The sequence below is a fragment of the Agathobaculum faecis genome, assembly GCF_014287995.1.
GTDB classification, from domain to species: Bacteria; Bacillota; Clostridia; order Oscillospirales; family Butyricicoccaceae; genus Agathobaculum; species Agathobaculum ammoniilyticum.
This window is the reverse complement of record NZ_JACOPL010000006.1, coordinates 182800-197821: the sequence shown is the minus strand read 5'-3', so window position 1 is coordinate 197821 and position 15022 is coordinate 182800. Positions and strand designations below refer to the sequence as shown.

The window sequence follows — 15022 nt, the reverse complement described above, 5'->3', positions numbered from 1 at the left end:
TCTTTTATTGCGTATGGATTTTATTGCGTATGGATTTTATTGCAGATCGATCGTAACGGCCTGCTCTTCGAGCAGCTCCATATCGTCGTCCGGCTGCCAGAAGGACACGCCGGCGACCCTGGCAAGCTCTTCCTCGGCCGCGCCGGGGTAGTACAGGGTGGCGATGATATTCCCAGTCTCACGGTCGGTATAGCTGTCAAAGTAAGCGTCATTGTTCAACGACAGGCTGTTCCCAGCCGCGTCTGTCAGATTAAACTGGCCGTTTTCCATCCAGGTCGCGCCGTGAGTGGAGAAGATGGCAACAGCCTTGGCCGCGCCGACCTCCAGACTTTCGAGTGTCAGGCCGTTTTTGCCTTGGTCGGTCAGCGGAAGCGCATCGAGCGCACCCTTGACCTCGTGGGCATGATAGCTGGACATGAACGGGATCAATGTGATAGATTTGGTGTCCTCGTCCGCACCGATAAATTCAAACTGATTCACCGACCGGCCTAAGCCGCTGGCGGTTAGTCCGACGCTGATGAGGGGCAGGTAATTGCCCTTGTCGTCACGCAGGACGAAGCTGTCCCATGGCATAGCATCGCCGGACACGCGCTCGCTGAGTGTGATGGACGAACTGAGCGGGGAGATAGATACGCGCTCGACGCGCGGCGTGCGGTCTACCGTATAGGCGTTGCCCCTCTCGTCCGTACCGGAGAAACGGACGGTAAAGTCCTGCTCTGGTTCGACTGTCAGGCTACCCACTGAGCTTTTATCGACCGAAAGCGCGAATTTAAAATCTGCGTCCTGCATGCCATTGATGCTGCCGCCGGTATATAGTAACAGGTTAAACTGGTCAGGGAGCGATTGCTTGAGCGGCAGCCGATGCAGGCCCTTGAGCGTGCAGTCGTCCTCAAAATAGGCCTCGTTCAAAATAGCGCCTGTTGTATCCAGTTCCTTGCCATCAACTGCCGCCCAGAATACAGGCGCAGACCAAGCGGCACGCCAGCTTTCGGGGTCGCTGCTGTCACCAGTCTGTTCCAGCGGAGCCTTGCTCGACATAGTATAGAAAATATTGATATAGCTGTCGTCAGCCGCGATGTTATCAATAGTCAGCGTTATGCCGTCTATGGTCTGGCTTGTGTCGACCGCCGCGTTATAGGCCTTATACCGTTCCTGGTGGGCGGCGTATTCCGAAGTGCGGTTCCCGCTGAAGTAATCGATTGCGTTGCGTGTCATTTCCAGCATCGCGGGTGCAGCCGCTGAAGCCCCTACAACCAGCGCGGCCGCTGCGGCGATGCACACAGCCATGCGGAGCGGGCGGCGCTTTTTTGCGGGCTGTGCCGTCCGCGCGGGCAGAGTATCGAGCAGCGCGTCCATACGGCTGTCAAAGCCGTCGGGCGTAGGGCAGTCCTCCCGCGCGGCGCGCGCTTTCAGCTTTTCATCAAATGTCATACCCTATTCCTCCTTTAACAGCATGCGCAGACGGTTCCTCGCGCGGGAAAGGCGGCTGCGCACCGTGCCTTCGCGCACGCCGAGCGTTTTGGCAATCTCGGCGGTGGTCATATCCTCGTAATAGAACAGCACGGTCGCGATCCGATGATCCTCCGGCAGACGGCAGACCGCGTCCCACAGGCCGAGGTCGTGTTTATCCTCCGAGCCGCCCGCGAGCGGCTCGAGGTCGTCGGTATAGGTCACGCGCGCGCCCTTGCGGAGATGCTCGTAAGCGCAGTTGACCGTGATCTTGATGAGCCAGCCCTTGAACGCCCGTTCCTCGCGCAGCCGTCCGAATGCCTGCCACGCGCGTAAGGTCGCTTCGCTGACCGCGTCCTCAGCGTCCGCGTCACTGTCGAGCAGGGCGCGCGCCGCGCGGTACATAGCGTGCCGGTGTGCGGTCACTGCGGCGGCAAAACGCTCGCGCGCATCCTCCTGCATACCAGTCAATATCATTTCCATCGTTTCACCTCGTCTCCATTGTCCGGACATTATAAGGATGCGTGTGGGAGGGGGAATGTTCCCGATCAGGGGGATTTTTTATGGCGCGGTACTTGTGTGGGGAGAGCAAATAGGCCGGCCTGGTTTTTCCTGTGTCGGCTGACGGAAAAACCGCCCCAAAGAGGCGGTTTTGTTTATTGTGCACGACGGTAAAGGATAGGCTGGTCATACCCGAAAGTACGCTTGCCGTTCATCTCCATAACTTCAGATACCTCAAGTAATTCATCCGAAAAACGCTCGAACAGTTTGAATTTGAGCGTGGGGGTGAACATACTTTCACTGCCGCCCTCCCAAACGCCATCCTTCAGACGGTAGACCGCAGGCGTGAACTTTTCTGATGCGCGTAGCGCCGTATAGGCGACCGGCTGCATGCTTTCATAGGTGAAATTGGTTTTGCTGCAGCCTGAGGGGAGATCGAATGAAGTCAGGCAAATCCCGTGTGCCTCTTCGGTGAAAAGAAACAGGTGTGACGAAGCGTTGGTATGGCCGTTGATCGTATAATAACTTTCCTCAATGAGGAACACGCCTGAAAAATCCTCAGGCAGGCCCGAAATCTTGTTGTTGCACGGGGTGTTGACATGCTCGGCATAGGGGAAGTCCGTCACACCCTGTTCCTGCAGCAGGTGGAACTGTTGTGCGTTGTTGAAGCGTCCGGAAAGGATATGAATAAAATCCTTTAATTGGCTCATATGCGTCCTCCTTATGGAATATGGTGTTTGAATGAACACTATTATACTCTATGAACGGCGGTTTGTCCCTGTCTGTATGCTGTAATTCATAAATGTTTTACAAAAAAACAGCCGGACGATATTCGTCCGGCTGTGGTAAAAGCAGAGGAGAAGGTTAGATCGTTTCCAGAATGATCCTCCCATTCCCAGCGTGCAGGTATGCGCCGGAAAGCGGGCGCTCGCCTGTGACGATCGCAGTTGCAAGCGGGTTCTCGATCTCCTTTTCGATCAGGCGGCGCAGGTTGCGCGCGCCGAACTTGATGGAGAACGACTTTTCGGTCAGGTAGTCAAGCAGCGTGTCGTCCCAGGTCAGGCGAAGCTGCTTGCCCGCCAGGGTATCGCGCAACTCGCCCAGCATGATGGTGGCGATGCGGCGGAAATCGGCGTTTGTGAGCTGGTTGAACGCAATGATCTCATCGATACGGTTGAGGAATTCAGGACGCATGATATCCTCCAGCGCCTTCATCGCGCGCTCCTTGCTCTGCTGGGAGACCGTGCGGCCGAAGCCCGCGGGCGTGCCGCCGGTCGCGGAGCCGGCGTTCGAGGTCATGACGATCACCGTGTTTTCAAAGCTCACCACGCGGCCATGCGCGTCGGTCAGGCGGCCGTCGTCAAGGATCTGCAGCAGGGCGTTGAGCACATCGGGGTGCGCTTTTTCGATCTCATCGAACAGCACGACCGAGTATGGGCGGCGGCGGATCTTTTCGGTCAGCTGCCCGGCCTCGTCATAGCCGACATAGCCCGGGGGCGAACCGATCAGGCGGGAAACCGTGTGCTTTTCCATATATTCCGACATATCCAGCCGCACCAGTGCGTCCGGCGAATCGAACAGGTCGAGCGCGAGCTGTTTGACCAGCTCGGTTTTGCCCACGCCGGTCGGTCCGACAAACAGGAAAGACGCGGGCTTGCGCTTGGGGCTGATGCCCGCGCGCGAGCGGCGGATGGACGCGCAGACCGCGTCCACGGCCTCGTCCTGGCCGATCACATGTGATTTGAGACGGCTCTCCATATCCCGCAGCCGCGCGGATTCCTGCGCCGCGACCTTGGAGGCTGGAATGCCGGTCCAGATCTCAATGACCGAAGCGAGGAGCTGCTCGTCAACCGCTGGGGCGGGCTGGGTCAGCAGCTCGTGCAGCCGGCCCTCCACCTGCAGCAGACGCTGGCGGCAGGCGGCGATGCGGGCGTAGGTGTCCTCCTGCTCGGTGCGCGCGCTGGACTGGGTCAGCAGGTCGAGCTGGGTCTGCAGGCTTTCCAGCTCCGCCTGGAGCGCAGGGATTTCGGAAAGCTGCGGGGAGTCCAGATTGAGGCGCGAGCAGGCTTCGTCGATCAGGTCAATGGCCTTGTCAGGCAGGAAACGGTCGGTGATATAGCGCTCGCTCATCTCGGCGGCGCGGCGGCACATCTCGTCGGACACGGTCACGCCGTGGAAGGTTTCGTAATAGGTGCGGATGCCCTTGAGGATTTCGGTGGTTTCCGCGACCGACGGCTCGCCGATATACACCGGCTGGAAGCGGCGCTCGAGCGCGGCGTCCTTTTCAATATACTTGCGGTATTCCTTGAGTGTGGTCGCGCCGATAACCTGGATATCGCCGCGCGCGAGCGCGGGCTTGAGGATGTTTGCCGCGTTCATCGAGCCTTCGGAATCCCCCGCGCCGACGATGTTATGCACCTCGTCGATCACCAGGATGATGTTGCCGAGCTTTTTCACCTCGTCGATCAGGCCTTTCATGCGGCTCTCAAACTGCCCGCGGAACTGCGTACCCGCGACGAGCGCGGTCAGATCGAGCAGGTGGATCTCCTTGTTCCGCATCTTGAACGGCACCTTGCCCTCGTTGATGCGCACCGCCAGCCCTTCGGCCACGGCGGTTTTGCCCACGCCGGGCTCGCCGATCAGGCAGGGGTTGTTCTTCTGGCGGCGGTTGAGGATCTGGATCACACGGTCGGTTTCGCGGTCGCGGCCGACGATATGGTCGATGCGGCCCTCGGCGGCCTTGCGCGTCAGGTTTTCACAGTAGTTGTTCAGGTATTTGCGCTTTTTATCCTCGCGCGGGGGCGCCTGGGTGCGCGTACGCGCGCTGTCGCGCAGCGGCGTCTGCGGCGGCAGAGGCGAAGCGGGGGAGGACGGGACCGGCGCCGCAGGGTCGGTTTCGTGCGGCGCGTCGTCGTCCGACCCGTCCGAGCCGGCAGGCACCAGGTCGTTCAAGTCGGACAGCGAGCCGATCTCGCCCGAAAGGGCTTCGAGGTCGTCCTCGGTGATGCCCATTTGCTCCATGATATTGTCGAGCGGCTTGACGCCCAGCTCGCGCGCGCATTTCAGGCACAGGCCCTCCTGGGTCGTTTTGTCCGGCCCTTCGATCTTGGTGATGAAGACGACCGCGATATTTTTTTTGCATCGCGAGCACATTGGCATGTTCATAATGTGAAATCTCCTTTTCGGAAGTAGGGGGCGCGGTTAGATCGCCACCGGCAGTATATCCATCAGTTTTGCCAGCAGCAGGGTATTTGACACCCGCTCAGGCGAAAGACAGCCGAGCGAGGAGTAGGTGATGGGGAAAAACCACTCGATGCCGAGCAGCAGCAGGGCAACCAGCACAAGGCCGGTCACGGCGCCGACAATGCCACCGGCGAGCGAATCCAGAATGCCGAGCGGCGTCAGGTGGGCGATAAAGTGCAGGCTTTTGGCCGCAAAGCTGATGATCCAGCCGAACAGGATCGCGCACAGCAGAAGCAGCAGCAGAAAAGCGATGCTTTCGGCCATGCTGGTCGCGGCCTCGGTCACGGTCTGGCGCAGTCCGTCGAGCAGACCGGCGGCCTCGCCCAGCGCGGCCTGGTTTTGAAAAATATCGCCCACAATGGGGGTTACGACCCACTTGGCAACAATCGGGGCGGCGGCGCGCGCGGCAAAGAACGCCGCGGCCAGGGCAATGAGCTTGCCGACCAGGCCGTACAGCGAGCCGAAGAAGCCGCGCCGGAAGCCCAGAGCCATACAGATCAGCACCACTGCGAGAATGACGAGGTCCGGCAGGTTGAGCAGCCCCTTGAGCAGGTCTAACAATAGATCAGCTTGCATGGGAGATATCCTCGGATTGTTCAGAATGCGCGGTAAACAGCCGCGTGTTTTTGGCGTACAGGGCGAACAGGGTGCCGTCGTCCGTCAGCAGCACGCGGCGCGCGCCGACAGCCTCGCTGTTATGCCAGAGCGGGGCGGCGCTGCTGTCATATACCGATACGCCGGAGGAGGTGAGCACGGCAAAGCCCGCGTTTGACAGGGAGACCGCGGACGGCTCCTCGGGCAGGGAGAAGGGGCCGTTCAGTACGCCGTCCTCCTGTACGGTATACAGGTCGCTGCGCGCACCGCCGGAATAGGAGCGGGTGGCGAGCACCACCGCGCCGTTCTGCATGGAAAAGGCGAGCAGGTCGCTGGAAACAAAGGTCAGTACATGCTCGGCCCCGCCTTTCCGGTCGGCCAGGTAAAGCCCGTCATCCGCCAGGATGGCGGCTGTGCCGTTGGACAGGAAGCGGACGTCGATGCCGAGCGTCCCCTCCAGCACCGCATCCGCAGCCAGCTCGCCGCTGGAAACGGTGTAAAGCAGCAGGTGGGAGTCGAGCATGACCCCGTCCTGCCGGAAGGCCAGCGCGGCGAGCGTTTTGCCATCCGGCGAGAGCGCGGCCGATACGATATAGTATTCCGAGGATTGGTATTTGAAAACCTCTTTGCCGCTGGTATCATATACGGCCGCCGCGGTGCGGTAGCCCTGCTCGTCTGTAACGAGCGCGAAATGGCCGTTTTCGGCAATGCTGCCGGTGATGATCGGGGAGGTCAGCTCCAGCTCCGCAGCAGCGGAGACCGAATTGGTCAGCACGGCTTTCGTGCCGCCGCGGTCAAAGGCGAGGACGTAATCGTCGCAGGCCTCCACCACGGGGGCGGTATAGCCGAGCGTCTGCCGCAGCGTTACCAGGCCGCCGGGCTTGGCAAGGAACAGGGAATCGCTGTCCGCATAGGCCAGACCGGATTCAAACAGCGCCGCATCGGAAAACGAGCCGTTTTCATAGGCGATTGTGGTCGCGTCGCCCTCATGCTCCCGCAGGCCCGCGATTGCGTAGCTGGCAAGGCTTTGGATGGAAGCGGGCGTGAAAAGCCGGTAATTGGAAAGCAGGAACAGGAAAACCGCGATCACAAGCAGCCAGCCGCAGGCGGTGCGCAGCGTGGCGACAATGCGCACGCGGATATCCTTGCTTTCGAGCAGCAGCCTGCGCCGTTCTTTTTTGGAGGACGGGAAGCGGATGATATTTTGTTTTGTCTTTCTGGTCTTTTGGGTCAAATGCTTCCGCCTCCTCATTGTATCGCGTTTTGGGGATAAAAATGTGAATAAAAATTAAATTATCGTGCATATATGGAACGGGCCGCATAAAAACGGGTTCAGCTTCCGAGCTGGAACGGGTCGAGCGCGGGGGTATGCTCGTACCACAGGCGGTTCATGAACAGCCCGTTCGCGGGCAGGGTGGGACCGGCCTGCTCTCGGTCGCCCGACCGCAGGATCGCGGTGACGTCGTCCGGCGTCAGCTTCCCGCCGCCCACATAGGCCAGCGTGCCTGCGATGGCGCGCACCATGTTGTACAGGAACCCGTCGCCGCAGACGCGGATGCGGATGAGCTCGCCCACCGGCTCAACCTCGCACCAGAACACGGTGCGCACCGTGCTTTTGACCGGCGTACCCTGGCTGCGCACGGCAGCAAAGTCCTGCCTGCCGACAAAGCGCTGCGCGCCCTGCTGCATTTTCGCAAGGTCGAGCGGGTAGTGGTATCGGTAGGCGTAGCGGGCATGGAACGGGTCGCGCAGGGCCGAGGGATAGATATAGTACGCATATTCCTTTTTGGTGCAGTCAAAGCGGGCGTCGAACGACTCCGGAACGGCGGCAGCGCCGGAAACCGCGATATCATCGGGCAGGAAGCTGTTCAGCGCATAGGGCAGGCGCGCCATCGGGATGGTGCAGTTCGCCCGAAAGCTTGCGACATACCGGCGCGCATGCACGCCGGAGTCCGTGCGCCCCACGCCGGAAACATGCGCCTTCTGGCCGAGCAGACGGAAGACTGCGGTTTCCATGCTCTCCTGGATGGAGGGACCGTTTTTCTGTACCTGCCAGCCGTTGTAGTTCGTCCCGTCGTAAGAGAGGATAAGCGCGATGTTCATAGGCCGTACCGCCCCAGCGCGATCACCGCGCCGATTACAACCGCGAAAATAACGCACGCACAGATATCCACGCGTTCAATATGGAGCTGCTTCATGCGCGTGCGCCCCACGTCGCCGCGGTACAGGCGGCACTCCATCGCAGTGGCCAGCTCATCCGCGCGGCGGAACGCCGAGATGAACAGCGGCACCAGAATGGGGATCATTGCCTTGGCGCGCTGGATTAGATTGCCGGAGTCAAAATCCGCGCCGCGCGCTTTCTGGGCGGAAATGATCTTTTCGGTCTCCTCGATCAGCGTCGGGATGAAGCGCAGCGCGATCGACATCATCATGGAAAGCTCATGTACGGGCGCGTGCAGCTTTTTCAGCGGCGAGAGCAGGCGCTCCAGTCCGTCGGTCAACTGGATGGGGGAGGTGGTATAAGTCAGCATGGAGGTCGCGATGATGAGCAGCATCAGGCGCAGCACCATGAAGAACGCGACCTTGACGCCCTCCCAGGAGATATGCAGGAAGCCCCACTGCCACAGATATTCGCCCGTGGCGCTGGGCGTGTAGAACAGGTTTAGCACCGCGGTGAACGCGATGATGAACAGGACCGGCCGAAGCCCGCGCACGACAAGACGGGGGGAAATGCCGGAAATGCCGATGACCACGGCAAGGAAAGCAATCACGGCCGCATAGGAAACCGGACCGCCCGCCAGAAACAGCGCGATGATGAACACGATTGTCAATACGATCTTAACCCGTGGATCAAGCCGGTGTACCGCGCTGTCGCCGGGGAAAAACTGGCCGATGGTAATGTCCTTGAGCATCAGTGCGCCGCCTCCTTCCGCTTGCAGGCACGCAGCGCTTCCAAGGCCTGCGCGACGGTGAATACCGAGGTGTCCACGGCATGTCCGCGTTTTTTCAGCTCGAGCATGACCTTGGTAATCATGGGGATGTCGAGACCGGCCGCGACGATCTCCTCCGCGTGGGAGAATACCTCGCGCGGGGTGTCGCAGAACAGGATCTTCGCGTGGTTCATCACGAGCAGGCGGTTGGCCAGCCGGGCGATGTCCTCCATGGAGTGCGAAACGATTAGCACGGTCGCGCCGGACTGGTCGTGGTACCGCTTGACAAGGCTGAGGATCTCATCCCGTCCGGCAGGGTCGAGGCCGGCGGTCGGCTCGTCCAGCACAAGCACGTCCGGACGCATGGCAATTACGCCCGCGATGGCGACGCGGCGCTTCTGGCCGCCGGACAGCGCAAATGGAGACTGGCTGGCAAGGCTTGCGTCCAGTCCAACCGCATCCATGGATTCACGCACGCGTTCGTCGATCTCATCCTGCGGCAGTTTCATGTTGGTCGGGCCGTAAGCGATATCCCGGGCGATCGTCTCCTCGAAAAGCTGGTATTCCGGATACTGGAACACCAGGCCGACGCGGAAACGGGTTTCGCGCGCGCATTTGCCCTTTTCGTTCCAGATGGGCTGTCCATCCAGCAACACCTCGCCTGAGGCGGGCTTGAGAAGGCCGTTAAAATGCTGGATCAGAGTGGACTTGCCCGAACCGGTGTGGCCGATCACGCCAAGGATCTCGCCCTTTTGTATTTTCAGGTCAACATGGTCGAGCGCGGTGCGCTCAAAGGGGGTGCCTGCCCCGTAAACGTAGGTCAGGCCCCGTGTTTCAAGAATCGTTGACAATGGGTTCTCCTCCCATATGGATTGATGTGCGGGGTGAAAGGCGCGCGGCACTTCTGGCCGCTATGCCAGATACTGCTCCAGGATATCCGCGCATTCACCGATGGAAAGCGCGTCGATCGGCAAGGCTTCGCCGTCCTGCCGGTTGAGGCTGTGCAGCACCTCAATGGTCTGCGGCACGGTGAGCGACGCGGCGCGCAGCGTGTCCACCTGCGTAAATATCTCGCGCGGCGTACCGTCCATCAGCACGTTCCCCTGATGCATGACCACCACGCGCTGCGCCTGCACGGCCTCGTCCATGTGGTGCGTGATCAGGATGACCGTGATGCCGTACTGGCGGTTCAGCTCACGCACGACCGCCATGACCTCGCGCCGCCCCTGGGGGTCGAGCATGGCGGTGGGCTCGTCAAGCACCACGCAGCGCGGCATCATGGCGATCACGCCCGCGATGGCCACACGCTGCTTCTGTCCGCCGGACAGGCGGTGCGGCGCCTGCTTGCGGTATTCGTACATGCCGACCGCGCGGAGCGCTTCGTCCACCCGTTTGCGGATTTCGGCGGGCGGCACGCCCATGTTTTCGAGCGCGAACGCAACGTCCTCCTCCACGACCGTGGCGACAAGCTGGTTGTCCGGATTCTGGAACACCATGGAGACGGTCTTTCGCACCTCATAGGTGTTGCTCTCGTCCCGCGTGTCCATCATATCGACATAGCACACGCCGCCCGTCGGCAGACGGATGGCGTTGAAGCAGCCCGCGAGGGTGGACTTGCCCGAGCCGTTATGCCCCAGCACGGCGACGAATTCGCCGCGCTTGATCGAAAGGTCCACGCCCTTCAGAACAGGTACGGAAAGCTGTCCCTCCTCCGCGGGATAGGCGTATTGCAGGTTTTCTGTTTTGATGATCTCGGACATAGCTTTTTCATCCTTAAAACAATCAGAATTTCGGTCGGTTGGACTCGTCAATCGCGTCCTTGACCGCTTTTTTGACGACAAAATACAACAGAATCAGGAAAAGGATATCAGGGAGATACATAAACAAATTAAAAAGCAAACTTTGCAGCATTAGTTTTCCCACCTTCCTCCATCAGAAAGCAGTTCGTGCCGTACCCTGCATTTTACACGCTGGATACAGCCGTATCCGTTATTCCGCCGCAATAAACCGCGCGCTCGACCCGCACGGCAATACCAGTCCGGTCGACTCGACCGGCAGGCCAAGCTCCTGCGCCTCGATGCGCCCCGCGGTGCGTTTGGCCGCCGTGATGCCGAGCAGATAGGCCATGACGGACGGAGCCAGTCCGGTGGAATAGCTGGAGATCAGTACGAACAGCGGCTTATCCGACAATACGTTCATCGTCATTGCGACAAACTCGGCCACGTCCTCCTCGATCTTCCAGGTCTCGCCCGAGGGGCCGCGTCCGTAACTCGGCGGGTCCATGATGACCGCGTCGTATTTGCGGCCGCGCCGGATCTCGCGCTGGACGAACTTTTTGCAGTCGTCCACGATCCAGCGGATCGGGCGGTCGGAAAGGCCAGAGGAGGCAGCGTTTTCGCGCGCCCACTGGACCATCCCCTTGGAAGCGTCCACATGGCAGACCGACGCGCCCGCTGCCGCTGCCGCGAGCGTTGCGCCGCCCGTGTAGGCGAACAGGTTGAGTACGCTTACCGGCCGGCCCGCGTTCCGCACCATGCGGTCAATGAAATCCCAGTTGGCGGCCTGCTCGGGGAACAGGCCGGTATGCTTGAAGCTCATGGGCTTGAGCTGGAACGTCAGCTCACGGTAGCGGATGGCCCACTGCTCGGGCAGGCTGCGGATTTCCCACCTGCCGCCGCCCGCGTTCGAACGGTGGTAGATGGCGTTGGGCCTGTCCCACGCGCGGCAGGACGCCTCGCGCGGCCAGATGGCCTGCGGGTCCGGCCGCACCAGCACTTGAGTGCCCCAGCGTTCGGCCTTTTCGCCGCCGCCGCAGTCAAGCACAGCGTAATCTTTCCAATTGTCCGCAATCCACATAAACACATTCCTCGTTCTGTGAGAGATTTACACAATTTATCAGTATCTATTTTAACACCAAAAAGCGGGCGGCGCAATGCAAAAGAAATCCCACCGAAGGGGCGGGTTTTTATGAAAAACGGCGAAAGCAGACTGTGTACGCCGTCCGAAGCGCCGGAAAAGCAAACCGGACTGCGGCCGCAGTCCGGTTTTGAGAAAGGCGGGGCGGCGGAGTCAGGCGGTCTGCGCCTGCCGCGTCAGCTTGCGAGTGATGGTTATGAACATCACCACCGACATGACCACGGAGAACAGGTCGGCGATCGGCTGGGTAAAGATAATGCCGTCCAGCCCGAACAGGGCGTTGAACAGGAACAGACAGGGGACGAATACGAAGCCTTGCCGGCTGCCTGCCAGCGCCAGCTACGCGGCCGCGCGTCCCATAGCCTGCAGCACGAACAGGATGCGGAGTACAGGCATGGACAGCATCAGCGCGCGCAACATGGGTACGCCCGCTTGGATCACGTCTGCGTCATTGATGAACACCGAGATGATGCGGTCCGCAGCGAAGTAGTAGGCCGCGGTCAGAACCGCGCGCCTCACCGTGGTGCAGACGACCAAGAAATTGACCACTCCGCGCAGGAAGTAGCACAGGTAAAAGACGCAGGCGCAGATGCTGCCGATCACGGTGGCGGTGGCGGCTCCGGCCACGCCCCAATCCAGCGAAAGGATCATGATGGGGGCGAGGATGATGTTTGCCAGGGAAACACCGGCCGTTTGTCAACGGCCGGTGTGGATTTATTTTTTGCGCTTGGCCTTGGCCCAGCCTTTCTTTTTGGGTGCGGAGGGGCGGCCCATCCCTGTGCGGGCCGGCGCGCGGCCGGCCGCGGCCTTTTTCGCCGGGGCGGATGGCTTTTTCGCCGCCGTGGGCGGCTGCTCGCCGCGGTGCGGGCGGATCAGACAGCCCTTGCCGTAGCCGATCAGATCCTCGCGCCCGGCCTTTTTAAGCGCCGCCAGCACGATCGGCCGCTTGTCCGGCCGCCGCCACTGGAGCAGCGCGCGCTGCATGGCCTTTTCCTCGGGTGTTTTGGCCACATAGACCGGCTGCATCGTGCGCGGGTCAAGTCCGGTGTAGTACATCGCGGTCGAGAGCGTACCCGGGGTGGGGTAAAAGTCCTGCACCTGCTCGGGCATATAGCCGACTCTGTTCAGGTATTCCGCCAGCAGGATCGCGTCGTCCAGTGTCGCGCCCGGGTGGGAGCTCATTAGATAGGGGACCAGATACTGCTTGCGGCCCAGCTTCTGGTTGATGCGGGCGTACCGCTCGCGGAACTGTTCGTATACAGAAAATGATGGTTTGCCCATATAATACAATGCGTTATCGCTCATGTGTTCGGGCGCAACCTTGAGCTGACCCGAGATATGGTGCTCAACCAGCTCGCGGAAAAACGCGTCGTTATGGTCGGCCATCATGTAGTCATAGCGCAGGCCGCTGCGCACGAATACCTTTTTAACGCCGTTGAGCTGGCGCAGCGCGCGCAGCAGACTCAGGTAATCCGTGTGGTCGGCTTCGAGGTTTTGGCACGCGGACGGAAACAGGCAGCGCTTGTTTTTGCACAGGCCGTGTTCCTCCTGCTGCTTGCAAGCGGGGAAGCGGAAATTCGCGGTCGGCCCGCCGACGTCGTGGAGGTAGCCCTTGAAGCCGGGCATCTGCACGATCTGTTTGGCTTCCGCGATCACGCTTTCATGGCTGCGTGCCTGGATGTACCGTCCCTGATGGAAGGCGAGCGCGCAGAAGTTGCACGCGCCGAAGCAGCCGCGGTTGTGGATGATGGAGAACTGCACCTCCTGAATCGCGGGTACGCCGCCCAGCGTCTCATAGGACGGGTGGTAGGCGCGCATATAGGGCAGGGCGTACACATGGTCCATCTCCGTGGTGGTCAGCGGGAGGGAGGGCGGGTTCTGGATCATCACGCGCCTGCCGTGGCGCTGTAAAATCGCCTTGCCGCGCACATGGTCCTGCTCGTCGTACTGCGTTTTGACCGAGCGGGCGTAGTCCGCCTTGCGTGCGCACACATCCTCGTAGGAGGGGCATTCGACCGCGTCGAACGCCAGTCCCTCCACATCGTGCGCCAGATAGGCCGTGCCGCGCACACCCACGCAGGCGTCCGCGCCCTTTTTGCCGTGCTTCAGGTTGCGCGCCAGCTCGAGCACCGAGCGCTCGCTCATGCCGTACATCAGCCCGTCCGCGCCCGTGGACTCCAAAATGGAGGGCATCACGCGGTCGGCCCAGTAGTCATAGTGTGCAAAGCGGCGCAGGCTGGCCTCGATGCCGCCGAGGTAGACCGGCACCTCCGGAAATGCGCGCCGCGCAAGCATGGCGTAAACGGTCACCGCGCGGTCGGGGCGCTTGCCCGCCCTGCCGCCGGGGGTGTAGGCGTCGTCCGAACGACGCTTTTTGGCTGCGGTGTAGTGCGCGACCATGGAGTCGATATTGCCGCCGTTGATAAGTACCGCGTAACGCGGCCGGCCCATGGCGAGGAAGTCGCGCTCGTCGCGGAAATCCGGCTGGCTGAGGATGGCGACTCTGTAGCCCGCGTCCTCGAGCACACGAGAAATGATCGCGGTGCCGAACGAGGGATGATCGACATAGGCATCGCCGGTGACGAGCAGGAAATCGCAGTAGAACCAGCCGCGATCCTGCATATCCTGTTTGGAAATCGGGAGAAAACCGTTCATAAATACCCTTTCGCTTTGCAAAGCGTGAAAAGACGTATACCATAGAAGTAAGCGGTCCGGAAAGACGAAAAAGCGGTTGGCCACGCTCCTGCAGAGAAGGTGGTTTTATGGAGAGTGTGCGGCAGATTATTTTGATGCTGCGCCTTCTTGAAATCGTCAAGACCATAAAAAAATGACCGCCCACTTGCCCCGGGTACGGTCATTTTTTGAAATGATAGATACTTAGGGTCAACCGTCTTTGCCGGACTGCCCTTTGCTACTTTTCATTATAACGGTCCTGCGCCGTTTGTCAAGCCCCGCCTCAGTTATCGAGGTAGAACTGCACCAGCTCCTGCATCAGCTCGTCGCGGTCGATCTTGCAGATCAGGCTGCGCGCGTTATTGTGGTTGGTGATGTACGTCGGGTCCTCGGAGAGGAGATAGCCTACGATCTGGTTGATCGGGTTATAACCCTTCTCCTTCAGCGCGTCATATACTGCGGTCAGCGTGCGCTTCATCTCCTTGTTGGACTCGTCTACAAGGCTGAATTTTCTTGTGCCGTCAAGCATGTCTGTCTCCTTTCCGATCCTACCGGTTGGTTTTTGCTATAAACAGCATAATACAAAACAACGGAAAAGTAAAGCCCTTATCGGCCGAAATGGGGGCGAAATCTTTTTCCAACCCTGCCACAGTGCGGTTCGCAAGCCGTACTGTGGCAGGATTGGTTACCGTCAGGGAAGTCTGGGAAAAGCTCCC

At 60.4% G+C, this 15022-nt stretch carries 15 protein-coding genes; all 15 read right to left on the bottom strand.

Annotation, left to right across the window (positions count from 1 at the left end; translation table 11 throughout):
* Window positions 1-36: 36 nt before the first annotated feature.
* The 15 genes from H8S45_RS08180 to H8S45_RS08115 all read right to left on the bottom strand — a co-directional run bounded on the left by H8S45_RS08180 (window position 37) and on the right by H8S45_RS08115 (window position 14835).
* Window positions 37-1431, bottom strand: coding sequence for a DUF4179 domain-containing protein (locus H8S45_RS08180; protein WP_054326361.1), 1395 nt, complete (start codon window positions 1429-1431; stop codon window positions 37-39).
* Window positions 1432-1434: 3 nt separating this feature from the next.
* Window positions 1435-1932: an RNA polymerase sigma factor gene (locus H8S45_RS08175; RefSeq protein ID WP_054326362.1), complete on the bottom strand. Its 498-nt coding sequence runs from the start codon at window positions 1930-1932 to the stop codon at window positions 1435-1437.
* 173 nt (window positions 1933-2105) lie between these two features.
* Window positions 2106-2660, bottom strand: a complete 555-nt coding sequence (locus H8S45_RS08170; RefSeq protein ID WP_054326363.1) for a hypothetical protein — start codon at window positions 2658-2660, stop codon at window positions 2106-2108.
* 154 nt (window positions 2661-2814) lie between these two features.
* A complete protein-coding gene (locus H8S45_RS08165) occupies window positions 2815-5115 on the bottom strand; it encodes an ATP-dependent Clp protease ATP-binding subunit (RefSeq protein WP_186949920.1) in 2301 nt (766 codons plus the stop codon).
* 36 nt (window positions 5116-5151) lie between these two features.
* Window positions 5152-5769: a CvpA family protein gene (locus H8S45_RS08160; RefSeq protein WP_186949918.1), complete on the bottom strand. Its 618-nt coding sequence runs from the start codon at window positions 5767-5769 to the stop codon at window positions 5152-5154.
* Complete coding sequence (locus H8S45_RS08155; protein ID WP_186949916.1) at window positions 5759-7021, bottom strand: DUF5711 family protein; 1263 nt, start codon at window positions 7019-7021, stop codon at window positions 5759-5761. The genes H8S45_RS08160 and H8S45_RS08155 overlap by 11 nt, the downstream gene beginning before the upstream one ends.
* Before the next feature lie 98 nt (window positions 7022-7119).
* On the bottom strand, window positions 7120-7890 hold the full coding sequence (gene truA, locus H8S45_RS08150; protein WP_186949914.1) for a tRNA pseudouridine(38-40) synthase TruA: 771 nt from the start codon (window positions 7888-7890) through the stop codon (window positions 7120-7122).
* Window positions 7887-8699: an energy-coupling factor transporter transmembrane component T family protein gene (locus H8S45_RS08145; RefSeq protein WP_054326367.1), complete on the bottom strand. Its 813-nt coding sequence runs from the start codon at window positions 8697-8699 to the stop codon at window positions 7887-7889. Before H8S45_RS08145 ends, truA begins: the two co-directional genes overlap by 4 nt.
* Window positions 8699-9568, bottom strand: coding sequence for an energy-coupling factor transporter ATPase (locus H8S45_RS08140; RefSeq protein ID WP_054326368.1), 870 nt, complete (start codon window positions 9566-9568; stop codon window positions 8699-8701). The genes H8S45_RS08145 and H8S45_RS08140 overlap by 1 nt, the downstream gene beginning before the upstream one ends.
* 60 nt (window positions 9569-9628) lie before the next feature.
* Complete coding sequence (locus H8S45_RS08135) at window positions 9629-10477, bottom strand: energy-coupling factor transporter ATPase (protein WP_054326369.1); 849 nt, start codon at window positions 10475-10477, stop codon at window positions 9629-9631.
* A gap of 22 nt (window positions 10478-10499) precedes the next feature.
* A complete protein-coding gene (locus H8S45_RS16580) occupies window positions 10500-10628 on the bottom strand; it encodes a hypothetical protein (RefSeq protein WP_256435195.1) in 129 nt (42 codons plus the stop codon).
* A gap of 78 nt (window positions 10629-10706) precedes the next feature.
* Complete coding sequence (locus H8S45_RS08130) at window positions 10707-11573, bottom strand: class I SAM-dependent methyltransferase (RefSeq protein ID WP_054326370.1); 867 nt, start codon at window positions 11571-11573, stop codon at window positions 10707-10709.
* A gap of 399 nt (window positions 11574-11972) precedes the next feature.
* On the bottom strand, window positions 11973-12284 hold the full coding sequence (locus H8S45_RS08125; protein ID WP_054326371.1) for a hypothetical protein: 312 nt from the start codon (window positions 12282-12284) through the stop codon (window positions 11973-11975).
* A gap of 63 nt (window positions 12285-12347) precedes the next feature.
* Entirely contained in the window at window positions 12348-14288 is a 1941-nt protein-coding gene (locus tag H8S45_RS08120) for a YgiQ family radical SAM protein (protein WP_054326372.1), read from the bottom strand.
* Window positions 14289-14589: 301 nt separating this feature from the next.
* Window positions 14590-14835 carry an IreB family regulatory phosphoprotein gene (locus H8S45_RS08115; protein WP_031475480.1) on the bottom strand — a complete coding sequence of 82 codons (246 nt, stop codon included), beginning with the start codon at window positions 14833-14835 and terminating at the stop codon, window positions 14590-14592.
* Window positions 14836-15022 lie beyond the last annotated feature (187 nt).